This window comes from Plastoroseomonas hellenica (assembly GCF_018129085.1).
In the GTDB taxonomy this organism is placed as follows: domain Bacteria; phylum Pseudomonadota; class Alphaproteobacteria; order Acetobacterales; family Acetobacteraceae; genus Plastoroseomonas; species Plastoroseomonas hellenica.
This window is the reverse complement of record NZ_JAAGBB010000013.1, coordinates 40,650-63,705: the sequence shown is the minus strand read 5'-3', so window position 1 is coordinate 63,705 and position 23,056 is coordinate 40,650. Positions and strand designations below refer to the sequence as shown.

Annotated in this window: 22 protein-coding genes; 16 read left to right on the top strand and 6 right to left on the bottom strand. The window is 70.1% G+C overall.

Annotated elements, in window-relative coordinates:
* Positions 1-85: 85 nt before the first annotated feature.
* The 4 genes from GXW71_RS12525 (at position 86) to GXW71_RS12510 (ending at position 4,728) form a co-directional block, all read left to right on the top strand.
* Positions 86-724, top strand: a complete 639-nt coding sequence (locus GXW71_RS12525) for a glutathione S-transferase family protein (protein WP_211852853.1) — start codon at positions 86-88, stop codon at positions 722-724.
* Between the two features lie 30 nt (positions 725-754).
* Positions 755-1,732: a Bug family tripartite tricarboxylate transporter substrate binding protein gene (locus GXW71_RS12520; protein WP_211852852.1), complete on the top strand. Its 978-nt coding sequence runs from the start codon at positions 755-757 to the stop codon at positions 1,730-1,732.
* The gene (locus GXW71_RS12515) at positions 1,729-2,874 is read left to right on the top strand and encodes a CaiB/BaiF CoA transferase family protein (RefSeq protein WP_211852851.1); all 1,146 of its coding nucleotides are present in this window, start codon (positions 1,729-1,731) and stop codon (positions 2,872-2,874) included. The genes GXW71_RS12520 and GXW71_RS12515 overlap by 4 nt, the downstream gene beginning before the upstream one ends.
* Before the next feature lie 144 nt (positions 2,875-3,018).
* Complete coding sequence (locus tag GXW71_RS12510) at positions 3,019-4,728, top strand: GMC family oxidoreductase (protein WP_211852850.1); 1,710 nt, start codon at positions 3,019-3,021, stop codon at positions 4,726-4,728.
* 19 nt (positions 4,729-4,747) lie between these two features.
* On the opposite strand, the gene GXW71_RS12505 is transcribed toward GXW71_RS12510, so the two are convergent.
* The gene (locus GXW71_RS12505; RefSeq protein WP_211852849.1) at positions 4,748-5,659 is read right to left on the bottom strand and encodes a MurR/RpiR family transcriptional regulator; all 912 of its coding nucleotides are present in this window, start codon (positions 5,657-5,659) and stop codon (positions 4,748-4,750) included.
* A gap of 111 nt (positions 5,660-5,770) precedes the next feature.
* Between GXW71_RS12505 and GXW71_RS12500 the strand changes: the two genes are divergently transcribed.
* Together GXW71_RS12500 and GXW71_RS12495 are read left to right on the top strand one after the other, a co-directional pair.
* Positions 5,771-7,117: an aspartate aminotransferase family protein gene (locus GXW71_RS12500; RefSeq protein ID WP_211852848.1), complete on the top strand. Its 1,347-nt coding sequence runs from the start codon at positions 5,771-5,773 to the stop codon at positions 7,115-7,117.
* A gap of 80 nt (positions 7,118-7,197) precedes the next feature.
* Positions 7,198-8,238 carry an amino acid ABC transporter substrate-binding protein gene (locus GXW71_RS12495; RefSeq protein WP_211852847.1) on the top strand — a complete coding sequence of 347 codons (1,041 nt, stop codon included), beginning with the start codon at positions 7,198-7,200 and terminating at the stop codon, positions 8,236-8,238.
* 35 nt (positions 8,239-8,273) lie between these two features.
* On the opposite strand, the gene GXW71_RS12490 is transcribed toward GXW71_RS12495, so the two are convergent.
* Positions 8,274-9,116: an IclR family transcriptional regulator gene (locus GXW71_RS12490; RefSeq protein WP_211852846.1), complete on the bottom strand. Its 843-nt coding sequence runs from the start codon at positions 9,114-9,116 to the stop codon at positions 8,274-8,276.
* Positions 9,117-9,274: 158 nt separating this feature from the next.
* Here GXW71_RS12490 and GXW71_RS12485 point away from each other — a divergent pair, with 158 nt between their 5' ends.
* From GXW71_RS12485 to GXW71_RS12470, 4 genes are read left to right on the top strand one after another with little or no spacing between them, the layout of a single operon-like run.
* Positions 9,275-10,186 carry a TauD/TfdA dioxygenase family protein gene (locus tag GXW71_RS12485; RefSeq protein ID WP_211852845.1) on the top strand — a complete coding sequence of 304 codons (912 nt, stop codon included), beginning with the start codon at positions 9,275-9,277 and terminating at the stop codon, positions 10,184-10,186.
* Positions 10,187-10,202: 16 nt separating this feature from the next.
* Positions 10,203-11,042, top strand: a complete 840-nt coding sequence (locus tag GXW71_RS12480; RefSeq protein WP_211852844.1) for a fumarylacetoacetate hydrolase family protein — start codon at positions 10,203-10,205, stop codon at positions 11,040-11,042.
* Between the two features lie 3 nt (positions 11,043-11,045).
* Positions 11,046-12,140, top strand: coding sequence for an Ldh family oxidoreductase (locus GXW71_RS12475; protein ID WP_211852843.1), 1,095 nt, complete (start codon positions 11,046-11,048; stop codon positions 12,138-12,140).
* 35 nt (positions 12,141-12,175) lie between these two features.
* On the top strand, positions 12,176-13,768 hold the full coding sequence (locus GXW71_RS12470) for an ABC transporter substrate-binding protein (protein WP_211852842.1): 1,593 nt from the start codon (positions 12,176-12,178) through the stop codon (positions 13,766-13,768).
* Positions 13,769-13,782: 14 nt separating this feature from the next.
* On the opposite strand, the gene GXW71_RS12465 is transcribed toward GXW71_RS12470, so the two are convergent.
* From GXW71_RS12465 to GXW71_RS12450, 4 genes are all read right to left on the bottom strand, one after another.
* A complete protein-coding gene (locus tag GXW71_RS12465) occupies positions 13,783-15,276 on the bottom strand; it encodes a tripartite tricarboxylate transporter permease (RefSeq protein WP_211852841.1) in 1,494 nt (497 codons plus the stop codon).
* A gap of 11 nt (positions 15,277-15,287) precedes the next feature.
* Complete coding sequence (locus GXW71_RS12460) at positions 15,288-15,740, bottom strand: tripartite tricarboxylate transporter TctB family protein (protein ID WP_211852840.1); 453 nt, start codon at positions 15,738-15,740, stop codon at positions 15,288-15,290.
* Positions 15,741-15,744: 4 nt separating this feature from the next.
* Positions 15,745-16,725 carry a Bug family tripartite tricarboxylate transporter substrate binding protein gene (locus GXW71_RS12455; RefSeq protein ID WP_211852839.1) on the bottom strand — a complete coding sequence of 327 codons (981 nt, stop codon included), beginning with the start codon at positions 16,723-16,725 and terminating at the stop codon, positions 15,745-15,747.
* A gap of 62 nt (positions 16,726-16,787) precedes the next feature.
* Positions 16,788-17,489: a FadR/GntR family transcriptional regulator gene (locus tag GXW71_RS12450; RefSeq protein ID WP_211852838.1), complete on the bottom strand. Its 702-nt coding sequence runs from the start codon at positions 17,487-17,489 to the stop codon at positions 16,788-16,790.
* A 143-nt stretch (positions 17,490-17,632) separates the two neighbouring features.
* Here GXW71_RS12450 and GXW71_RS12445 point away from each other — a divergent pair, with 143 nt between their 5' ends.
* From GXW71_RS12445 to GXW71_RS12420, 6 genes are read left to right on the top strand one after another with little or no spacing between them, the layout of a single operon-like run.
* On the top strand, positions 17,633-18,649 hold the full coding sequence (locus tag GXW71_RS12445) for a 4-hydroxythreonine-4-phosphate dehydrogenase PdxA (protein WP_211852837.1): 1,017 nt from the start codon (positions 17,633-17,635) through the stop codon (positions 18,647-18,649).
* Between the two features lie 20 nt (positions 18,650-18,669).
* Positions 18,670-19,653 carry a DctP family TRAP transporter solute-binding subunit gene (locus GXW71_RS12440; RefSeq protein ID WP_211852836.1) on the top strand — a complete coding sequence of 328 codons (984 nt, stop codon included), beginning with the start codon at positions 18,670-18,672 and terminating at the stop codon, positions 19,651-19,653.
* Between the two features lie 2 nt (positions 19,654-19,655).
* A complete protein-coding gene (locus tag GXW71_RS12435) occupies positions 19,656-20,327 on the top strand; it encodes a cyclase family protein (RefSeq protein ID WP_211852835.1) in 672 nt (223 codons plus the stop codon).
* On the top strand, positions 20,327-21,235 hold the full coding sequence (locus GXW71_RS12430; RefSeq protein ID WP_211852834.1) for an amidohydrolase family protein: 909 nt from the start codon (positions 20,327-20,329) through the stop codon (positions 21,233-21,235). Before GXW71_RS12435 ends, GXW71_RS12430 begins: the two co-directional genes overlap by 1 nt.
* The gene (locus GXW71_RS12425; RefSeq protein WP_211852833.1) at positions 21,232-21,741 is read left to right on the top strand and encodes a TRAP transporter small permease; all 510 of its coding nucleotides are present in this window, start codon (positions 21,232-21,234) and stop codon (positions 21,739-21,741) included. The genes GXW71_RS12430 and GXW71_RS12425 overlap by 4 nt, the downstream gene beginning before the upstream one ends.
* Entirely contained in the window at positions 21,738-23,015 is a 1,278-nt protein-coding gene (locus GXW71_RS12420) for a TRAP transporter large permease (RefSeq protein WP_211852832.1), read from the top strand. The genes GXW71_RS12425 and GXW71_RS12420 overlap by 4 nt, the downstream gene beginning before the upstream one ends.
* Positions 23,016-23,056 lie beyond the last annotated feature (41 nt).

Here is a 23,056-nt window from a genome sequence, read left to right as displayed (position 1 = left end):
TGGCCGCGCGAAGCGCCGGCTTCGGCCGGGATCGTCGCGCGCCTATGGTGTGCGCGACGAACATAAGAATGGGAGGTGACCTGCCATGGCCGATGAGCCGCTGCGCATCCTGGGCCGCGCCAATTCCTTCAATGTCCGCAAGGTGCTCTGGCTCTGCGACGAGCTCGGCATCCCCTTCACGCGAGAGGATTGGGGACGCGGCTTCCGGCCGACGACGACACCCGATTTCCTGCGCCTCAACCCTGTGGCGCAGGTCCCGGTAGTGCTGGATGGCGACCTGGTGTTGCGCGAGTCCCACGCGATCCTGCGCTACCTCTGCCTGAAGCACGGTGCCGAGGCGCTGTACCCGGCCCCGCCGTCCCAGCGCGTGCAGGTGGAGCGGTGGATGGACTGGATCGCCTACGACCTCACCCACGCCATGCGCGGCGCCTTCCTCGGCGGGCAACTGCAGGAGGCACCGTGGAACAACCCCTGGTTCGTCGCCCAGGGGCGACAGGACTTCACGCATTGCATGCGGCTGGCAGAGGGGGAGCTGGCCGATGGCCGCGCCCTTGCCTGCGGCGACACCTTCACGCTGGCCGACATCCCGCTCGGCCTTGTGGTCAATCGCTGGTTTGCGGTCCAGGGCTTCGACAAGCCGGCGCTGCCGGCGGTCGCCGCTTACTTCGACAGGCTGTCGCAGCGGCCGGCCTATCTGCGCCACGGCAGGAACGGGCTACCCTGACGCCAGGCACGACAAGGGAGGGAACCAAGAATGAGAAGAAGACTCCTTCACGGCCTGGCCGGGGCCGCGCTGATCATCGGCACTGGCGTCCCGGCGCGAGCGCAGGCGCCGGCCTATCCGGACCGGCCGATCCGCCTGGTCATTCCCTATGCGCCGGGCGGCGGCACGGATGCGACGGTGCGCGTGCTGGCCGGGCCGATGGGCGAATTGCTCGGCCAGCCTTTCGTAATCGAGAACCGCACCGGCGGCGCCGGCACCATCGGCGCCGCGATCGTCGCGCAGGCGCGCCCGGACGGCTACACGCTGCTCGCCGACCCGTCCGCGCATGCGCTGAACCACGTGCTGGTGCGGAACCTGCCCTTCGCCTATGAGCGCGACTTCGCGCCGATCACCCGCATGTCGGTGATGCCGCTCATCATGGTGGTCTCGGCCAATGAAGGCGCATCCGATCTTCCACGCTTCATCGCCTGGGCGCGCGGCCAGGGCGGCCGCGTCACCTGGGCGAGCGCCGGCGTCGGCACTGCCTCCCATCTCTCGGGCTTCCTCTTCGTCCAGCAGGCGGGGATCGAGTCCACGCACGCGCCCTATCGTGGCGGCAGCCAGGGCGCGCAGGCGGTCCTGACGGGCGATACCCAATTCAACTTCGCGACCGCGCCATCCGCGGTCGGGCTGGTGCAGGGGCGGCAGCTCCGCGCGCTCGCCGTTTCCTCCACGTCGCGCATGGCCGCACTGCCGGATGTGCCGACGGTCGCCGAAGCCGCGCTGCCGGGCTTCGAGCTGGTGGAATGGATCGGGCTCTGGGCACCCGCCGGCACGCCGCCTGCGATCCTGGAACGCGTGCAGGACGCGACGGCGCGCACGCTGGCACGGCCCGACATCCAGGCGCGCCTCGCGACGCTCGGCATGGAGGCGGCCTTCCTGCCGCGCGTGGAATTCGCCCGCTTCCTCGCTGACCAGCGGGCGCTGTTGACGCGCGTCGCTGCTGATGCCGGGCTGCGCCCCGAATGAGCGCGCCGCTTGCCCTGGACGGCCTGCTCGTCCTCGACCTGACGACCTTCCTCTCCGGCCCCTACTGCACGATGATGCTGGGCGACCTCGGCGCCGAGGTGATCAAGGTGGAGCGCCCGGAGGGTGATGAGGCCCGCCGGATGCCGCCCTTCGTGGAAGAGCGCAGCCAGCCCTTCGCGCTGTGGAACCGGAACAAGCGCAGCATCGCGCTCGACCTGAAGTCCCCCGCCGACGCGGCGCTACTGTGGCGCCTGGTCGGCCGCGCCGATGTGCTGGTGGAGAATTTCCGCCCCGGCGCGCTGGCCCGGGCCGGCTTCGGATGGCCGGCGCTGCATGCCGCCAATCCGCGCCTCGTCCTCGCCTCCATCTCCGGCTTCGGCCAGACCGGACCCTGGGCGCAGCATGGCGGCTTCGACATGATGGCGCAGGGCATGTCGGGGCTGATGGCCGGCAATGGCCCGCCGGATGGCGAGCCGTACCGGCTGCCGATCGCCATCACCGACCTCGCGGCCGGCATGTTCACCATGAGCGCGGTACTCGCCGCGCTGCTGGCGCGGGAGAAGACCGGCGAAGGGCAGCAGATCGACCAGTCGCTGTTCGAAGCAGGCCTCGCGCTCGGCGTCTACGAGGCCGCGCATGTGCTCAGCCAGGGCACGCGCCCCGAGCGGATGGGGCAGCTCCACCGGGGGAATTCACCCTATCGCGCATTCCGGACCCGGGATGGCTGGATCACCATCGGCGCCAACAAGGATGCGTTCTGGCGAATGCTGTGCGACGTGATCGGCCGCCCCGACCTGCCGGGCGATCCGCGCTTCGCCACCAATGCCGACCGCGTACGGAACAACGACGCGCTGGTGCCGCTGCTGCAGGCCGCGCTGGATCGGGAGAGCAGCGCACATTGGCTGGAGCGCCTCGGTGCGGCCGGCATCCCGGCGGAGCCGGTGCTCGCCTATGACGAGGCGCTCGCGCATCCCCAGGCCGTGGCGCGCGGCGTGACAGCCGAAATCGCGGATGCCGGGCGTGGGCCGACCCGCACCCTGGCATCGCCACTCAGGCTCGGCGCGACACCGGCCGCGCTGCGCCGCAGGGCGCCCGACCTCGACGAGCACAGCGCGGAGATCCGCGCCTGGCTGGGGGGATAGGGACCCGGTTACCGGTGGCGATGGATGACGCGCGTCATCACGCGAATGCCATTGGGCCACGCCCGCGATGCCGGTTTTCGTGCATCGTCGCACCTGCCCCGCATGCGGGGCCAAGAACGATCGATCCGAGTGGGGGAAACCGATTTGTACGACTTCATCATCGTGGGCGGCGGTTCCGCCGGCTCCGTGCTGGCGCATCGGCTCTCGGCGCGCGGCGCCAACAAGGTGCTGCTCTGCGAGGCCGGCCAGGACACGCCGGCGGGCCAGGTGCCGGGCGAGATCCTCGACAGCTATCCGGGCACCGCCTATTTCGACCCGCGCTTCCATTGGACCGAGCTGAAGGTCCATACCCAGGTCGTCTCCCACAACAACCCCGGCACCGACCGCCCGCCGCTGCGCAAATACGAACAGGCGCGCGTGCTGGGCGGCGGCTCCTCCATCAACGGCCAGCTCGCGAATCGCGGCGCGCCGACCGACTATGCGGAATGGGAAGCGCGCGGCGCCGCCGGATGGGGCTGGGACGCGGTGCTGCCCTATTTCCGGAAGGTCGAGCGGGATCTCGACTTCGATGATGAATGGCACGGAAGGCAGGGCCGCATCCCAGTGCGGCGCGTGAAGCCGGAGCTCTGGCCCGAGCACGCCCGCGCGGCGGCGGAAGCCTTCCGACAGGCCGGCCACACCTATCTGCCCGACCAGAATGGCGCTTTCGCCGACGGCTATTTCCCGATCACCATCTCCAATGGCGAGGATCAGCGCGTTTCCGCCGCGATCGGCTACCTCGACCCCGAGACGCGGCAGCGCGCCAACCTCACCCTCTCCACCGAGACCCAGGTGGCGTCCCTGATCTTCGAAGGCACGCGCTGCGTCGGCGTCCGGGCCCTGGTGAAGGGCCAGGAGCAGGAGTTCCGCGGCCGGGAGATCATCCTCTCGACCGGCGCTATCCACAGCCCCGCCCATCTCATGCGCGCCGGCATCGGGCCGGCGGCGCATCTGAAGGAGCTGGGTATTCCGGTGCTGGCCAATCTGGCGGGCGTCGGGCAGCGGCTGATGGACCATCCTTCCATCTCGCTCTCCTCCTTCGTCCGGCCGCAGGCGCGGCTCGACAACCGCAAGACGCGCCGGCACATCCTGGTCGGGCTGCGCTATTCCTCCGGCCTGCCGGAGACGCCCGCGGGCGACATGTTCATGGCGGCGATCAGCAAATCCGCCTGGCACGCGGTCGGCGAGCAGATCGGCTCCATGCTGACCTGGGTGAACAAGACCCATTCGGAAGCCGGCCAGGTCCGGCTCGCCTCCCGCGACTGGCGGCAGCATCCGGTGGTGGAGTTCAACCTGCTCTCCGACCGGCGCGACCTCGAGCGGCTGATGACCGGGTTCCGCATGGCCGCTGCCTTCCAGATGAGCGAACCGCTCCGCGCCGTGACCAGCGACCTCTTTCCCGCGAGCTACAGCGACCGGGTGCGAAAGATCGGCGTCGTGAACACGAAGAACCGCATCCTGACGGCGATCTTCTCCAAGCTTCTCGACGGGCCTGCCGCGCTGCGGCGCGCGCTGATCGACCGCTACGTGGTCGAAGGCTTCCGATTCGAGCAGGTGATGACCGATGACGACGCGCTGGAGGCCTTCGTGCGCAAGGCGACGATCGGTGTCTGGCATGCCTCCTGCTCCTGCCGCATGGGCGCGGAGGATGATCCAATGGCCGTGGTCGACCCGGTTGGCCGCGTGCGCGGGGTGGAGGGACTCAGGGTGGTCGATGCCTCCATCTTCCCGGTGGTGCCTTGCGCCAACACCAACTTCCCGACCCTGATGACGGCCGAGAAGATCTCCGACGCCATCCTGGCGGAGACGCGCTGACCGGATCCGGTGCCGCCGTTCAGCCCGGCGCTGGTCCGGCGAGCAGGTATTCGCCACTGGCGACGATCCGCCGCTCATTGGCGGCGATGCGTCGGGTGGCGGCTTCGCCGAGCCGCGCCACCGTCAGCGCGACCAGCAGATTGGCGATGGCGAGCGCGCCGGTCGCCGATTCCGGGAAGGCGATGCTGCGGCTAGGTGCCACGAAGACCAGCCGTCCCGCCAGCTTGCGGAGCGGCGCGATCGGCGCCTCCGCGATCGCCAGGATGCGGGCGCCGCCCACCGCCGCCTGCTTGGCAAGCCCGAGCGCCAGCCGGCTGAACGGCGCGAAGGTCACGACGACCAGCAGATCGCCTTCGCCCGCATCTTCCAGCGCGGCCTCCGGCGCGCCGGCCACGTCCTGCAGCAGCAGCACATCCGGCCGTGCCTTGAGCAGCGCGTAGGCGAGCGCGAAGGCCGGTGCGAAGGCGGTGCGCCGCCCGATCACGAAGACTCGGCGCGCTTCGGCGAGCAGCGCCGCCGCTTCCTCCAGCGCCGTGGCCGACAACCCCGCGAAGACCTGGCGCAGCAGCTCCTGCTCGGCGGCCAGCACGTCGGCGGCGAAACCCTGGGTACCGGCCGGCTGCGCCGCCGCCGCGGTCACGGCGCGCGCCGCATCGAGGTTGCGGGAATGCGCCACGCCGCGCACGCCGCCGGCGCCAGCCTGGCGCACCATCTCCACATAGCGGCGCTTGAAGGCGTCGTAACCCGCGAAATCCAGGCGCTGCGCCAGCCGCACCAGAGTGACCGGCGGCACCTTCATGCGCCGCGCCAGCTCTCGCATCGAGAAGACCGCGACGTCTTCCGGGAAGGCCAGGATGTGGCGGGCGGCGGCGGCGGTCGGACCGCTAAGCTCGGGCAGCAGCTCGGTCAGGGCATCGGCGGGATGGGACATCGTCTTAGCCATCGCAGGCTTGGGCGGCATGCGCCAGCCAGGATCATTTGATTCAGTATTGCGGATATATGAATCATATGATCCAGTCTGCCCGCGCAGCGAGAGATCCCCATGACCGACGCCGACCGACGCAACGACAGCCTGCTCGACGCCCCGATCTCGCGCTCCGGCGCGGCATTCCAGCGGGCCCGGGCCGTGATCCCCGGCGGCAGCATGCGACCTTCGAGCTGGTTTCCCCCGCACCCGCCCTATGCGGCGCGGGGCGAGGGCTGCTGGGTCACCGACTTGGAAGGCCGGCGACTACTGGACTGCTCCAACAACTTCTTCTCGTTGATCCACGGCCACGCCTTCCCGCCGGTGGTGAAAGCGATTCAGGAAGCAGCCGCGCTCGGCACCGCCTTCGGCCTGCCGACGCCGCAGGAGAACGGCCTGGCGGAAGCGATCATCGCGCGGGCGCCGCATCTGGAGCAGATCCGCTTCTGCAATTCCGGGACCGAGGCGGTGATGTTCGCGATCAAGGGCGCGCGCGCCATCACCGGCCGCAGCGCCATCGCCAAGTTCGAGGGCGCCTATCACGGCGCCTATGACCATATGGAGATCGGGTACGAATCCGCGCCCGGCGCCTGGGACGGGCCGGATGGCGACCCGGCCTCCACACCCTACGCACGAGGCACGCCGGCTGCGGTCGCGGCGGACACCGTCATCCTGCCCTATGGCGATCCTGCGCGCTGCGCCGACATCCTGCGCCGCAAGGGCACCCGGCTCGCCGGCATCGTGCTCGACCCGCTCGCGTCGCGCATCGGCATGATGCCGGCCTCGCCGGAGCTACTTGCGGTGGTGCAGGAGGCCTGCGCGCGCGACGGCATCCTGCTGATCTTCGACGAGGTGATCGCCTTCCGCATGCACCACGCCGGCGCGCATACGCTGTTCGGCGTGACACCCGACTTGGTGGCGCTTGGCAAGATCATCGGCGGCGGGCTGCCGGCCGGCGCGGTCGCCGGGCCGGCGGCGCGCATGGCGATCTACGACCACACCGGCGGGCGGCCGGGCGTGGCACTCGGCGGCACCTTCTCGGCCAATCCGCTGACCATGGCGGCCGGCATGGCGACGCTCGCCGCCTATGACACGGCGGCCGTGGCGCGGCTCTCTTCCCTCGGCGACGATTTCCGGCAGGCGACCAACGCGGCTTTCCGGGCCGCCGGCCTCAAGGCGCAGCTCGCCGGCATGGGCGCGCTGTTCCGCCTGCATCTGACCGACGCACCGATCCGCGACTACCGCTCGGTCGCCACCATTCCGGCGGGGAAGGGCGCGATCGCCGCCGTGCATGCGGCGCTGCTCGCGCGCGGCGCGCTGCTGACGCCGAACGCCTCCGGCGCGCTGTCGACGCCGATGACCGCGGCGGAGACCGATCTCCTCACCGGCTGGCTGGTGGAAGTGGTGCGAGAGGTCACAGCCTGACCTGCGCCGGCCGCCGGGCCGGCGCCAAGACCAAGACACACAACAGGGACAACGCGGCACCGTTCAGGAGACGAAGATCCATGCGCCTTGCATTCCGGAGATCCTGGCGGCCGCTTCTGGCGGCGCTGGGCCTGCTCGCTTGCAGCCTGGCGCCGGCCGAAGCCGGCCCGGTGCTGGACCGCATCCGCCGCGACGGCATCCTGCGCTGCGGCGTCGGCGGCTCGCTCGCCGGCTTCTCCCTGCCCGACAGCCGCGGCGTCTGGCACGGGATCGATGTCGATTACTGCCGGGCGCTGGCGACCGCGATCCTCGGCGACCCCGACAAGGTCCGCTACACCGTGCTCAGCCTCTCGACCCGCTTCACCGCGCTGCAAGCGGGCGAGGTCGATGTGCTGGCCCGCGACAGCGTCATGACCTTCTCCCGCGACGTCTCGCTCGGCATCGTCTTCGTCGGCGTCAATTTCTACACCGGCACCGGCGTCATGGTCCGCCGCGCCTCCGGCGTCGAGCGGATGGAGCAGCTCGACGGCGCCACCATCTGCGGCAGCCAGGGCGGCAGCAACATGCCGGAAGTCGCCGATTATCTGCGGGCGCGCGGCAAGGCTTTCCGGCCGCTGTTCTTCAACCGCCTCGCGGAATCACTCGACGCCTTCCTGGCCGGCCGCTGCGACGCCGTCACCGCCGGTGCTTCCGACCTTGCCGCCGTGGTCTCGGTGCAGGTGCCCAATCCCCGCGACTTTCAGGTGCTACCGGAGGTGATCTCCCGCGATCCCTACGGCCCCGCGATCGCGCGCGGCGACATGGAGCTGTTCTCCATCGCGCGCTGGACGCTCTGGGCGCTGTTCGAGGCGGAGGAGCGCGGCGTCACCGCCGCCAATGCACGGGAGGTGGCGCGGACCGCGACCGACCCCGCGGTGCGCCGGCTGCTCGGCGCCGAAGACGATCTCGGGAGCATGCTGGGGCTGCCGCGGGACTGGGTGGTGCGCGTCGTCTCCGCGGTCGGAAACTATGGCGAGGTCTATGACCGGAACTTCGGCCCGACGACCGCGATCAACCTGCCGCGCGGCCAGAACAACGTCGTCTCCAATGGCGGGCTGCATTACGGCCCGCCGTTCCGCTGAGGCAGGTGCGCGGCCAGTGCCGATAGCCATTCCCCCTAGGACAGCTTCGCGGCGGTCGAGACGGCACCGTCGCGGAGCTGCGCCAGCAAGGCGTCATGGGAGAGGGCGAGGAACTCCGGCGCGGCCATGATGCGGGTAAGGCTGCCGACCACACGCTCACCGTCGCGCGCGATGATCGGCACCGACAGGGCGGCGAGGTGGCGGTTGAAGCGGCCGACAGTCGTGACATGCCCGTCCCGCCGTATGGCGGCGAGGCGGCTGCGCACCCCCGGCCAGTCATCGCCCAGCCCGGCCGCGGCGATCTCCGCCTGCCGCGCCAGGAACAGCGAGCGCGTGCGGTGCTGCGGCAGATGCGCGAGGATCACGAGCGAGGCCGCGCCCTGGAACAGCGGCAGCGGCAGACCGCGGGCACGCAGGATGCGGATGGCGCCGCCCTCCGTCGCGATGGCCTCCGGCCCTTCCTTGTGCACGCAGAGCACCTTGTCGCGATAGAGGCTGCAGATCAGCACCATGCTGTTGGGCACGGCTGCGGCGAGCGCGGGCAGCACCGCCTCCCCCGCCTGCAGCAGCGGATCGGCCAATCGCATCAGCCGGTCCAGCTCCACGATGCGCGGGCCGAGGGAATAGGCCCCGGTCGCCGCCGGCGCGAGCAGCCCCGCATCGCAGAGCGCCTTCACATACCGGTAGGCCGTGGATTTGGTGTAGCCGAGCCGCGCCTGCACATCGTCCACCCGCACCACCGGACACTCGACCGAGAAGAGGTCGAGGATGTCGAGCAGCCGGGTGATGCTGCCGTCGCCGCGCGGCGACGCCGGCGGGGCCTCGACCGCGACACGGAACGGGCTGGGCCAAAGGGCGGGCCGGCTGGCGTCGGGCATCGAGCCTCCTCGGCGGGGGTTGTGGGGACAGGCGGCACGTTCTAGCATTTCCCCACAATATGGGAATTTTGAATAATCCCATGTCGGAGGAAAGGTCCCTTGGCATCCGCCCGTCGCGGATCGGCCCGGCGTGCCTCCGACCCGCGAGGAGGCTGCCAATGCTGACCATCGAACCGACCGGCCAGGTGCTGGGCGCCACCATCACCGGCCTCGACCTTGCGAAACCCATCCCACCCGGCGACTTCGCCGCCATCCTGCAGGCGCTCGGCCGTTACGGCGTGCTGCGCTTCCCGGACCAGTTGCTGGAGCCCGCGGCGCTGCGCGACTTCTCCCGCCGCTTCGGCAGCATCCAGGCCTCGATCAGCAAGAAGTTCCACGACCCGGAGGTGCCCGAGGTCGGCATCCTCTCCAACATCGTCGAGGACGGGCAGCCGATCGGCATCGCCGATGCCGGGCAGGACTGGCACACCGACATGTCCTATCGCGACACCATGGGCTTCGTGAACGTGCTGAACGCCCACAAGGTGCCGCGGCGCGATGGCCGCGTGCTGGGCAACACCGTCTTCGCCAATATGCACGCCGCCTATGAGGCGCTGGACGAAGGCCTGAAACAGCGTCTCAAGGGTGCGACGGCGACCCATGACTTCAACAAGTTCTGGGACGGCATGCGCGCCAAGGGCAGCGGCCGGCCACCGCTGACCGAGGAGCAGCGGCGCCAGCGGCCGCCATCGGTCCACCCCGTCTTCCTGACCCATCCGATCACCGGGCGCACCGTGCTCTACTGCAACCCCGGCTACGCGATCCGCATCAACGAGCTCGACGCGGCCGAGAGCGACCGGGTGCTGGAGATCCTTTTCGCGCATCAGCTCGAGGCGCGCTTCCTCTACACCCATGTCTGGGCCGAGCGCGACCTGATGGTCTGGGACAATATCGGCACGCTGCACAACGCGATCCCGGACTACGGCCCGACCGAGCACCGGCTGATGAAGCGCTGCCAGGTGCTGGCCGACCGCATCTTCGACCCCGCCTTCCAACAGGATGTGCTGCACCCGCAAGCGGCCGCCGAATGAGCAGGGGATCGCACCGATGCGCCTGATGAGCTTCAGCACGCCCGCCGGCCCCTCCTTCGGGATGGTCTCCGGCCAGGGCGTCATCGACCTCGGCCGTCGCCTCGGCGGCACCTTGCGCGGCCTGCTGGCGCAGGGCGTCGATACGGCGAGGTCCTTCGCCGGCGAGGCGCCGGATCACGCACTCACCGCGGTGACCTTCCTGCCAGTGGTGCCGGATGCGGCGAAGATCATCGGCATCGGGCTGAACTACCGCTCGCATGTGAGCGAGGGCGGCGCCGGCCGCGAGGCGCCGGCCTTCCCACGCGTCTTCTCGCGCTGGAACGACACGCTGCTCGGCCATGACGCAGCGATGGTGCGGCCGCGCGTCTCCACGCATTTCGACTATGAGGGGGAGCTCGCGGTCATCATCGGCAAGCCGGGCCGGCACATCTCGAAGGCCGCGGCGCTGTCGCATGTCGCGGGCTATGCCTGCTTCAATGACGGCAGCGTGCGCGACTGGCAAAAGCACACCACCACCTCCGGCAAGAATTTCTTCGCGAGCGGCCCCTTCGGCCCCTGGATGGTGACGGCGGACGAGATCCCCGATCCCGCGGCGCTGACGCTGACCACCCGCGTCAATGGGCAGCAGGTGCAGCGCGCCAGCACGGGCGACCTGATCTACGACATTCCGACCTTGATCGAATACGTCTCCGCTATCACGCCGCTGGCGCCGGGCGATGTCATCGCGACCGGCACCCCGGAAGGGGTCGCTTCCTATCGCGATCCACCGGGCTGGCTGAAGCCTGGCGACGTGGTGGAAGTCGAGATCTCCGGCATCGGCACGCTCCGCAACCCGGTCGTCGCCGAGGAGGGCTGAGCCATGGCCGATGTCTCGCTGGTGAGCGCGGAGACGGTTCGCGCCCAGATCCTCGGCATCCTGCTCGCCTGGGGCATGACGCCGGCGCTGGCCGAGACGACGACGGACGCGATGGTCGAGACCGATCTGCTCGGCGTCGACTCCCACGGCATCTCGATGCTGATGACCTATGAGACGCGCTGGCGCGAGGGCGCGCTGAACGTCACCGCAGAGCCGAAGGTGGTGCGGGAAACGCCCTGCATGGCATTGCTGGATGCCGGCGCGGGCCTGGGTCATCCGGTCTCCACACTCGCCATGAACATGGCGGTGGACAAGGCGCTGGCGGTCGGCCTCGCCGTGGTCGGCGTCCGCAACTCCCACCATTTCGGCGCGGCGGGCGTCTATGCGCGCATCGCGGCGCGGCGGGGTGCGATCGGCCTGGTCACCAGCGCGACGCGCGGCGTGACCATGGTGCCGACGCGTGGCGCCGAGCCGGTGCTGGGCACCAATCCGCTCGCCTTCGCCGCGCCCGCGAAGCGCAACCTGCCCTTCGTGCTGGACATGGCGACGACGACCGTCGCGGCCGGCAAGGTGAAGGTCCACCACCTCAACGACCGGCCGGTGCCGGAAGGCTGGGTGGTCGATGCCGCAGGCCGGGCCGTCACCGATCCGCATGAAGCCTATCAGCAGGTTGCGGCGCGGCCGGATGGCGGGATCACGCCGCTCGGCGGCACCGCCGCCATGGGCAGCCACAAGGGCTATGGCCTGGCCATGATGGTGCATATCCTGGGCGGCACGCTGGTCGGCGCTTCCTTCTCGCCGATCCGCAATCGCACGCAGCGTCCCGGCGCGCCTGATGATATCGGCCATTTCTTCATGGCGATCGATCCGCGCGCCTTTCGCGACGAGGGGGCGTTCGAGAACGACCTGGACGACGCGATCGACGTGCTGCACGCGACGCCCGCGGCACAACCCGGTGAGAGGGTGCTGGTCGCTGGTGATCCGGAGGAGGCGGCACGCATCCGCCGCCTCAGCGAAGGGATCCCGATTCCTGCGACACTCGCCCAGCATATCCGCGACATCTGCGGCCGCTGCGGCGCCGCCTACCGCCTCGGCTGAAACGACGCGACGCAACGACACTAGGGGAGGCGAGCATGACGAGCATCGCGCGCGGCTGGATCCCGGCCCTGCTGGCGTTCGCCCTTCCCGTCCTCGACGGTGCGGCCGGGGCTTCGGCGCAGGTGCTGCGGATGGGCGTCGGCGCGCAGGTCACCGCGCTCGACCCACATTTCCACAACATCTCTCCGAACAACGCCTTCGCGTCGATGGTCTTCGACAACCTGCTGGAGATGGATCCGAATTCCCGGCCCGTCGCGGCGCTGGCCGAGAGCTGGCGGCCGGTCGGCGAGGATGTCTGGGAATTCCGTCTGCGCGAAGGCCTGCGCTTCCAGGACGGCACGCCCTTCACCGCCGATGACGTGGCCTTCACGCTGGCGCGGATCCCGACCGTCCTGAACAGCCCCGGCTCCTTCCAGACCTACACGCAGTCCATCCGGTCGGTGGAGGTGGTGGATGCCCGCACCATCCGCTTCCGCACCAACGGGCCGGACCCGCTGCTGCCGCCGAACCTGGCGCAGGTGCCAATGCTCAGCCGCAGCATCCATGGCAATGCGACGACAGAGGATTTCAACGCCGGCCGCGCCGCCATCGGCACCGGCCCCTTCCGCCTGGTCGCGAGCCAGCCGGGCAGCCGCGTGACGCTGGAACGCAATGACGCCTATTGGGGCGGACCGCCGGCCTGGCAGCGCGTCGATTACCGGATGATCACCAGCCCGGCGGCGCGCACCGCGGCACTGCTCGCCGGCGACGTCGACATCATCGACCAGGTGCCGACCGCGGATCTGGAGCGCATCCGCCGCGATCCGCGGCTTCGCCTGTCGGAGATCGACAGCCTGCGCCTCGTCTATCTCCATTTCGACCATATGCGCACCGGGCCGTCGCCCTTCATCACGGACAATGACGGGCGGCCCCTGGACCGCAATCCCCTGAAGGATCTGCGCGTGCGGCAGGCGCTGTCGCTGGCAGTCGACCGCAACGCGATCGTCGCGCGGGTGATGGAGGGGCAGGCGACCGCCATCAACCAGTTCATGCCGCCCGGCACCTTCGGCCATGCGCCGGAGCTGCATCCGCCGCCGGCGCCCGACATTGCCGTGGCCCGCCGCCTGCTGGCGGAAGCCGGCTTCCCCGACGGCTTCCGCCTGGTGCTGCACGGCCCGAACGACCGCTATCCGAACGATGCCCGCATCACCCAGGCGGTGGCGCAGATGTGGACCCGCATTGGCATCCGCACGACGGTCGACGTGTCGCCCTTCGCGAGCTTCGTCGGCCGCGCCTCCCGCCAGGAATTCTCGGCCTTCCTCGTCTCCTGGGGGAGCTCGACGGGCGAGCCCTCGGCCGGCATGCGCTCGGTGCTGGCAAGCTTCGACCGCGCGCTCGGCACCGGGTCGGTGAACCGTGGGCGCTATGCCAACCCGGCTTTCGACGCGCAGCTCGGCGCCGCGGTGCGCGAGCTGAACGATGCCCGGCGCGAGGCGATGCTGCAGGGCGCGATGCGCCTCGCCATGGCGGACGCGGCCATCATCCCGATCCATCTGCAGCGCAATGTCTGGGCGATGCAGACGGGCTTCGAGCACACGCCGCGCACCGATGAGCGCACCCGGCCGCAGGATGCGCGCCCGGCGCGATAGCACAGGCGAGGTGACTACTGCGCCGCGGCCCACCGCCGCCGCAGCCTTTGCAGCAAGGGCCACAGCCAGATCAGCACCGTCGCCACGGCCAGCGCGGTCGCGACCGGCCGCTCGAAGAACCGCGTCAGGTCGCCCTGCACCTTGATGAGCGAGGTCATTAGATTCTCCTCCACCAGCCGCCCCATCACCATCCCCAGCACGCAGGGGCCGACCGGAAAGCCGTTCGCCTCCATCCAATAGCCGATCAGGCCGCAGCCCAGCATCACGCCGATGCCGAACAGGCTGTTCTCCACCGAGAAGGCGCCGAGGCAGGCGAACATCAGGAGCGGTGCCATCAGCAGGCGGCGGGGGATGCGCAGGATCGGCACCGCCGCGCGGATCGCGAGCCAACCGAGCGGGATCATCAACAGGTTGGCGAGGAAGAAGGTAATGAAGACCGCGTAGAGGATATGCGCGTTCTCCAGGAAGATGCTCGGCCCGGGCGTGACGTTCTTCAGGTAGAGCACGCCGATCGCGATCGCCGTGATGGTGTCGCCCGGGATCGCGAAGACCAGCGCCGGGATCCAGGCGCCGGCCAGTGACGCGTTGTTGGCGCTGGTGGCATCGATGATGCCCTCCAGGCTCTCACCCTTGCCCCAGGCCTCCGGGTCCCGGGTCACACGGCGGGAGACGGCATAGGCGGTCCAGGCCGCGGTATCGGCACCGCCGCCCGGCAGCGCGCCGACGAAGGTGCCGATCGCGCCGCTGCGCAGGAAATTCGGCCACCAGCGGACCAGCGCCCGGCCCATCCCCGCGAAGATGCGCATGCCCTGTCGCATGGTGACGACATCGCCCTGGGGCCTCGCCCGCACCGTGCGCAGGATCTCCGGCAGCGCGAAAAGGCCGATCAGCGCGGGCACAAAGGGCAGCCCGTCCAGCAGGTCCGGCTCCTCGAAGGTGAAGCGCGGCCAGCCGCTGGTGTAGTCGCGCCCGACCGTCGCCAGCAGCAGGCCGAGCAGCAGGCTGGCCGCCCCCTTGGCGATATTGTCGCCGACCGTGAAGACGGCGCAGGAGAGGCCGAGCACCGAGAGCCAGAAGAACTCGAAGCTGGTCAGCGACAGCGCGTAATCCGCGAGGAGCGGGGCGGCGGCGACCAGCACGATCGTGCCGAGGATGCCGCCGGCGGCGGAGAAGACCAGGTTCAGGCCCAGCACCTCCCCGGCGCGGCCCGCCTTGGCCAGGCGGTAGCTCTCATCCACATAGGCGGCCGAGGCCGGCGTGCCGGGGAGCCTGAGCAGCGTCCCCGGGATGTCGCCGGCAAAAATCGCCATGGCGGTGGCCGCGACGATGGAGGCGATGGCGGAGACCGGGTCGAGGAACATGGCGAAGGGCACCAGCAGCGCTGTCGCCATGGTCGCCGTGAGCCCGGGGATGCACCCCACCATAAGGCCGAAGATGGAGGCCGCGAGCACCGTCAGCAGCACGGTGGGATCGGCGACCAGCGCCAGGGCGCGCAGGAAGGCATCCATGGGCGCGCCTTTCAGTAGGGCAGGAAGGCGAGCGGGCCGCGTGGCAGCGGTACCCGCAGCACCATCGCGAAGGCCGCCCAGGTGAAAGCCGCCATGCCGATGCCGACCAACGCCGCCGGCAGAACTCGCAGGCCGACCAGCCAGAGCAGAACGGCCACCAGCGGCGCCGAGAGCAGTGGCCAGCCTACCGGTTCGAACAGCAGCAGCACCAGCGCCGGGGCCAGCGCATAGAGCGCCGCCGCCAGCTTGCCGCCCGGCGCGTCCGGCTCCGCCACGGGTGGCGGCACCGGCCGCAGCGCGATCGCGACGGCACAGAGCAGCAGGCCGCAGCCTATGATCATCGGAAACATCGCCGGGCCATAGACCTGCCCTGGCGGTGTCGGAAAATTCCGTGCTTCGAGGATCGCCGCAGCACCGAGCGCGCCGACCACGAGGCCCGGCAGACGCTGCCGGATCCCGACCATCGCCTCAGCCCCGCGCCAGGCCGGCAGCACGCAGCAGGCGGGCGAATTCGCTGAGCTGTCGCTCCAGCACCGCGTCCCAGTCCGCGGGCGCGCGGTGCACGGCGCGGATCAGGCGGTTGCGGAGCTGGGTCTGGAACTCCTCGCCGGCATGGACCTTGGCGACGGCCGCCGTCATGCGCTCCAGGATCGGCGCGGGCAGCGCCTTCGGTCCGCCGACGCCATGCGCGACGCTGAAGGTCCAATCGCTGCCGCTGGCTTCCTTGAGCGTCGGGATGTCCGGGAATTGCGGGACGCGTGCATCGGCCATGATGGCGATGGTCTTCACCCGGTTCGCTTCGAGCAGCGCCCGCGCTTCCCCGATCGACGCGGTGGAGAACTCGCTGCCGCCGGCCGCGACGTCCTGATGGCCGAGCGTGCCGCCCTGCGAGGGGACCCAGATGACGCTCCGTAGATCAAGGCCGAGGCTGTCCATCATGCCGAGGAAGGCGACATGCCAGGAAACCCCAGGTGCCGCGCCGGTGCCGCGCAGCCGCCCGGGATTGGCGCGGATCGCTTCGAGCAGCTTCGGCAGCGTGTCATGTGGGCTGTCCGGCTTGACGGTGACGGTCGCCGCGATCTCGTTGGTCTGGCCGATCTTGGCGAAGTCGCGATGCGTCAGACGGGATTGGCCGAGCGGGACGTAGAAGGAGAGGTCATTGGTGATCATCCCGAGCGTGTAGCCATCCGGCGCCGCGCGGGCGATCGCCTCATGCCCGGTGATGCCGCCGCCGCCGGCGCGGTTGACCACGTTGATGCTGCCGCCGATCTCGCGCTCCAGCAGCGGCGCCAGGGTGCGGGCGACGATGTCGGTGCCGCCGCCGGCCGGATAGGGGACGATGAGGGTGATCGGGCGCTCCGGCCAGGCGGCATGGGCGCGGCCGCCCGCGAGGATGGCGGGGGCAGCACCCGCCAGCAATGTTCCGGTCAGCAGGTTCCGGCGCTTCATGGCTCTTCCCTCCCAGTCATTCTTGGTTGCTTGGAGTACAGCCCGGACCGCGGCGTTCCGTCTCAGCCCTTTCGTCGGCCCGGATGATGGATGCGTCCCAGATGCGCGGCCATCGCGGCCGCGGCCGCATCCGGATCGCGCGCTGCGATGGCATCGAAGATGCGCTTGTGGTCCTGCCAACTGCGCCTGGTGGCACCCGGCGCCCCCAGTGCCGGGCGGCGGAGCTGCTGCGCCTGGCCATAGACATCGAGAAGGAAGCTCGCGAGCAGCCGGTTGCCCGCGGCGCGGTGGATGCCGGCATGGAACTCGGCGCCGCAGATATGGAAGGCCGCCGGATCCTTGATGGCGCGGCCTTGCGCCTCGACCAGGAATTCGAGATGCACGAGCGCCGTCGCCTCGATCCGCGTCGCGGCCTCCCGTGCCGCCGCCACTTCCAAAAGCGCGCGGGTGGCGTGGATCTCCTCCGGCGTGAACCGCGCGATGGGAGAGGCCGGTGGCGGCGCCAGCCAACCTTCCGGCCCGAGCACGCGGGAAGGCGCACCCTGCGCCACGCCGACCATGCCGCGCGCCGCCAGCGCCTGGATCGCGCCGCGCACCGTCTCCCGGCTGACCTCCAGCGCCTGGGCGAGGTCACGCTCGGAGGGCAGTTCGTCCCCCGGGCGCAGCAGGCCGGAGCCGATCATGCCCGCAAGCTTGTCGGTGATCTGCGCCCGCACCGTGCGCTTCGATAGCCCGGCGCGAAGCTCCGCGATGGTGTCGAGCATCGTCTCTCCCGCGGCAGCCTAGCCATGCCGGCGGGGGTTGCGTCAACTGGTCTGGTGGCCGGACCGGTTGACAGACCGCACGGAAGCTGGCCAGCCTGTCGGCACCAGCGGCGAAGACCGCGGACCAGAGGAGACGTTCGAGCATGTCCGATCCGTCGCCGCCGGACGGGCGAGCGCCGCGCATCGCCATGGTGCTGGGCGACCCTGCCGGCATCGGGCCCGAGATTACCGCGAAGCTGCTGGCCGCGCCGGAGAACCGGCGCAAAGCCGCGATCCTGCTGGTCGCCGACCGCGATGAGCTGCAGGAGGGCGTGCGCATTGCGGGCGTGGAGTTGCCCTTCATCGCCGTCAATGATCCTGCCCAGGCCACGCCGGGCCATGTCGCACTCTGGGATCGCCTCGGCGGTGCCGCCAAACCCTTCGAGCGACGCAAGGTGACCGCCAATGGCGGGCGCTATGCGCTCGGCACGCTCCGGGAATGCCTGGACCTGGCGCAGCGCGGCCAGGTCGATGCGATCTGCTTCGCGCCGCTGAACAAGGCATCGCTGCACCTCGCGGGCATGGGCCACAGCGATGAGCTGCACTGGTTCGCCGAGCTGCTCGGCCACACCGGCGCGACCAGCGAGTTCAATGTCTGCGACGGGCTTTGGACCTGCCGCGTCACCAGTCATATCGCGCTGAAGGACGTGGCCGCGCAGATCACGCAGCCGGCGGTGATCGGCGCCATTCGGCTGATCCATGGCGCCCTGCTGCAGGCGGGTCTCGCCCAGCCCCGCATCGCAGTCTGCGGGCTCAATCCGCATAATGGCGACAACGGCGCTTTCGGCCGCGAGGAGATCGAGGTGATCGGCCCCGCGGTCGAGGAGGCGAAGCGCCTCGGCCTGCCGGCGGAAGGTCCGTATCCGGCCGACACCATTTTCCTGCGCGCCAAGGAGGTGGATGCGATCGTCACCATGTATCACGACCAGGGACAGATCGCGATGAAGCTGATGGGCTTCTGGCGCGGCGTCACCGTCGCGGGCGGGCTGCCGGTGCCGATCACCACCTGCGCCCATGGCTCGGGCTTCGACATCCAGGGCCAGGGTATCGCCCGGGTCGGCGCCTTGCAGGCTGCCTACGATCTCGCTTGCGACATGGGCGCCCGCCGCGCGCGGGGCTGAGGAAACCAGGGAGGTACGTCATGACGATATCCCGCCGCACCGCCCTCGGCGCGCTTGCACTGCCCGCCCTTACCGGCAGCGCCCGTGCCCAGGCGACCCGGCTGCGCTTCGCGCATCCGCATCCGGACAGCGACAGCTGGAGCCGCGCCTCCCGGCTCTTCGCCCAACTGGTGAACGAGCGCAGCAGTGGCGCCCTGCAGGTGCAGGTCTTCGGCAATGGCGCGCTCGGTAGCGATCCGACCACCATCGCCGCGGCCCGCGGCGGCACGCTGGACATCGTGCTGACCGGCAACCCCTTCTTCACCGGCCTGGCGCCGAAGCTGAACGTGCTCGACCTGCCCTTCCTATTCCGCGACCGCCGGCATGTCGCGGCGGTGCTGGATGGCCGCATCGGCGACCAGCTCCGGCAGGAGTTGGACGGCGCCAATCTGCGCGTCCTCGGCTTCTGGGACATCGGCTTTCGCAACATCACCAATTCCCGCCGCGCCATCGCCGCGCCGGCCGATCTGCGCGGCCTCAAGATCCGCACCACGCCCAACCCCGCGCATATCAAGGCCTTCCAGCTGCTCGGCGCGAACCCGTCGCCGATGCCCTTCACGGAGCTCTTCACCGCGCTCGAGACCCGCACCGTGGATGGGCAGGAGAATCCGACGACGCTGATCCTCAATGCCCGCTTCTACGAGGTGCAGCGCCATCTGAGCCTGACGCGCCACGCCTATACCGCCGGCATCCTCGCCATGTCGAAGCAGCGCTGGGAAGCACTGGCGCCGGCGCAGCGCGATCTGTTGCAGACGGTCGCCAATGAGGTGACGCCGCAGCAGCGGCAGATGAACGAGGATGCCGAGGCCGCCTCTGTCACCGAGCTGAAGGCCAAGGGCATGCAGGCGTTGGAGGAGCCGGACCGCGCCGCCTTCGCCCGCATCGTCACGGAAGAGGTGCGGCGCGACTTCACGGGAAGGCACGGCACCGCGCTGCCGGATGCGATCGACGCCGCCGGCGCCTGACCATGCGGATCATCGATCTCTCGATGCCGATCGCGCCGCATTTCCGCTGGCGCACGCAGCTTTCGGTCACCGGCGACATCAAGGCCGGGGACCAGTTCCGCATCTCCCGCCTGGACGCCGCCTGCCATGGCTTCAGCCATGTCGATGCGCCGGCGCATATCCTGGCCGATGCGCCGACCATCGAGGCGACGCCGCTCGAACGCGTCGTGGGCCCCTGCCGGGTGCTGAACCTCCGCGACGCACCGGCGAACCAGGCGATCGACGCGGCACGCCTGGCCGCCGCCGATCCCGGCGGCCCGGCGGGAGAGATCCTGCTGCTCTCCACGGGCTGGGACCGTCAGCGCGACTGGAACACGCCGGCATTCTGGCGGGAAGCGCCCTGGCTCACACGGGACGCCGCGGAATGGCTGCTGGCGCGCGAACCCAGGGCGGTCGCCTTCGACTTCCCGCAGGATTTCCCGATCCGGCTGCTGCTCGACAAGATCGAGGTGCCATTCGAACAACATGTGACGCATGACGTGCTGCTGCGGCGCGGCATCACCCTGATCGAGTATCTCGTGAACACCACTGCACTGGCCGGCCCGCGCAGCTTCCTCTGCGCCGCACCGCTACTGGTGCCCGGCGCCGATGGCGCGCCGGCCCGGGTCTTCGCGATCGAGGATCTCGGCGCCTGATGCTGCCGCTCATCGACGCGCACCACCATATCTGGGATCTCGACGCCAACCGCTATCCCTGGCTGCAGGACGAGCCGCCCATCCCTTTCCGCTATGGGGATTACCGGGCGCTGCGGCGGAACTACATGCCATCGGACCTCCGCCACGACGCGGCGCGGCAGAACCTCATCGCCAGCGTCTATATGGAGGCCGAGCACGATCCCGCCGACCCGCTGCGTGAGACGCGCTGGGTGCATGACATCGCGGCACGGGAGGGTCTGCCGAATGCGATGGCAGGCGCCGTCTTCCTCGACCGTGCGGATGCGGCGGCGATCATCCAGGCTCAGGCGGCGATGCCCCTGGTGCGCAGCCTGCGCCACAAGCCGAAGGGCGTCGCACGGCCGCAGGACTACGACGCCGGGCACCGCATCCCGGGCTCGATGCGCTGCCCCACCTGGCGCGCCGGCTATCGCTGGCTGGCCGAAAGCGGCCTACATTTCGAGCTGCAGACACCCTGGTGGCATCTCGGCGATGCGCTGGCGCTGGCGCGGGATTTTCCCGCCACGCGCATCATCCTGAACCATCTCGGCTTGCCCGCCGATCGCAGCGCCGAAGGCCTGACCGGCTGGCGCGACGCCATGGCGCGCCTTTCGGACGCGCCGAACGTCCTGGTGAAGCTGTCGGGCTGCTGCGTGCCGGGCCGGCTCTGGATGGCGGCGCTGCAGGCGCCGGTCGTGCTGGAGGCGGTCCGCCTGTTCGGCGCGGAGCGCTGCATGGTCGCCAGCAACTTTCCCGTGGACGGGCTGATCGCCAGCTATGACGCGATCATGGACGGCATGCGCATCATCATCGCCGATCTGCCGGAGGCCGCGCAGCGGCGCATCCTGTCCGGCACTGCGGCCGAGACCTATCGGCTGCCGGCGCCATGATCGGACGCGCAGCCGATCTCGTGCTGCGCGGCGTCGAGTGGATGCTGGCGCTCGCCCTCGCCGCCATGGTGATCATGGTCTTTGGCAATGTGGTGCTGCGCTACGCCTTCGATTCCGGCATCACCGTCTCCGAGGAGCTGTCGCGCTTCCTCTTCGTCTGGATCACCTTCGCCGGCGCCGTAGTGGTGATGCGGCGGGGCGGGCATCTCGGCTTCGACCTGTTGGTCCGCGCTCTGCCGCGCGCCGGGCGGCAGGCCTGCCGCATCCTCTCGGACCTGCTGATGCTCGCCTGCTGCGTGGTCTTCCTCAGCGGCGCCTGGAGCCAGACGCTGCTGAACCTCGGCAATGCGGCGCCGGTCTCCGGCTTGCCGCTCGGCTGGGCCTATGCTGCGGCTGTCGTGTCGGCCGCGGGTCTCCTCGTGCTGATCGCCGCCGACCTGGTCGCGGCACTCCGCGGCCGGGATCCACCCGAGCCATCCCCCGAGACCCAGGATCCCGGCGCATGACGGTGCTGCTCTTCATCGGCGCGCTGCTCGGCGCCATGGCGCTCGGCATGCCGATCGCCTTCGCCCTGCTGGTCTCGGCGCTTGCCATGATGTGGCAGCTCGATGCCTTGGATCCCCAGGCCATGGCGCTGCAGATGCTGAACGCGGCGGACAGCTTCGCCCTGCTCGCCATTCCCTTCTTCCTGCTGGCCGGGGAGGCGATGACCGCCGGCGGCCTGTCGCGGCGGCTGGTCGGCTTCGCGCTGGCGCTCGTCGGCCATGTGCGCGGCGGCCTCGGCTATGTCGCGGTCATCGCCGCCATTCTGCTCTCCTCACTCTCCGGCTCAGCGGTCGCGGATACCGCGGCGCTCGCGGCGGTGTTGGTGCCGATGATGCGGCGCGCGGGCTATGACGTCGGCCGCGCCGCCAGCCTGATGGCCGCGGGCGGCACCATCGGCCCGGTGATCCCGCCTTCCATCGGCTTCATCGTCTTCGGCGTCGCCGCCAATGTCTCGATCACCTCGCTCTTTCTTGCCGGCATCGTGCCGGGCCTGCTGATGGGGACGGCCCTTGCCGCCACCTGGTGGCTGGTGGCGCGCCGAGAGGATGTGCAGCCAATGCCGCGCGCGAGCTGGCGGGAGACTTTGGCGGCATTGCGCGACGGGCTGCTCGCGCTCGGGCTGCCGGCGCTGATCGTGCTCGGGATGAAGTTCGGCCTCTTCACGCCGACCGAGGCCGGCGTCGTCGCGGCGGTCTATGCCATCCTGGTCGGCATGTTCGGCTATCGCGAGCTCACCTTCGCCATGCTGCCCGGCGTGCTGCTCTCCGCGCTTCGCACCAGCGCCGCCGTGATGTTCCTGGTGGCGGCTGCCTCGGTCACCGCCTATTTCATCACCATCGCCGATGTGCCGGGCCAGATCCGGCCGCTGCTGGAACCCTTCACCGGCCACCCGGCCCTGCTGATGGCGGCGATGATGGTGCTGGTGGTGGTGGTCGGCACTGCGCTCGACTTCATCCCGACCATCCTGATTCTGACGCCGGTCCTGATGCCGATGGTGCGGGAGGCCGGGATCGACCCGGTCTATTTCGGCGTGCTCTTCATCATGAACAACGCGATCGGCCTGATCACCCCGCCGGTCGGCACGGTGCTGAACGTGGCCTCCGCGGTCGCCGGTGTCGATCTCGGCCGCGTCACCCGCGCGGTCACGCCCTTCCTGATCTCGCAGCTTGTCGTGCTGGCGCTGCTGGTGCTGTGGCCGGAGCTGGTGACGGCGCCATTGCGCTGGCTGCGCTAGAGCAGATTCTCTTTCAGTGGGATACTGTGACCGGAGAGCTG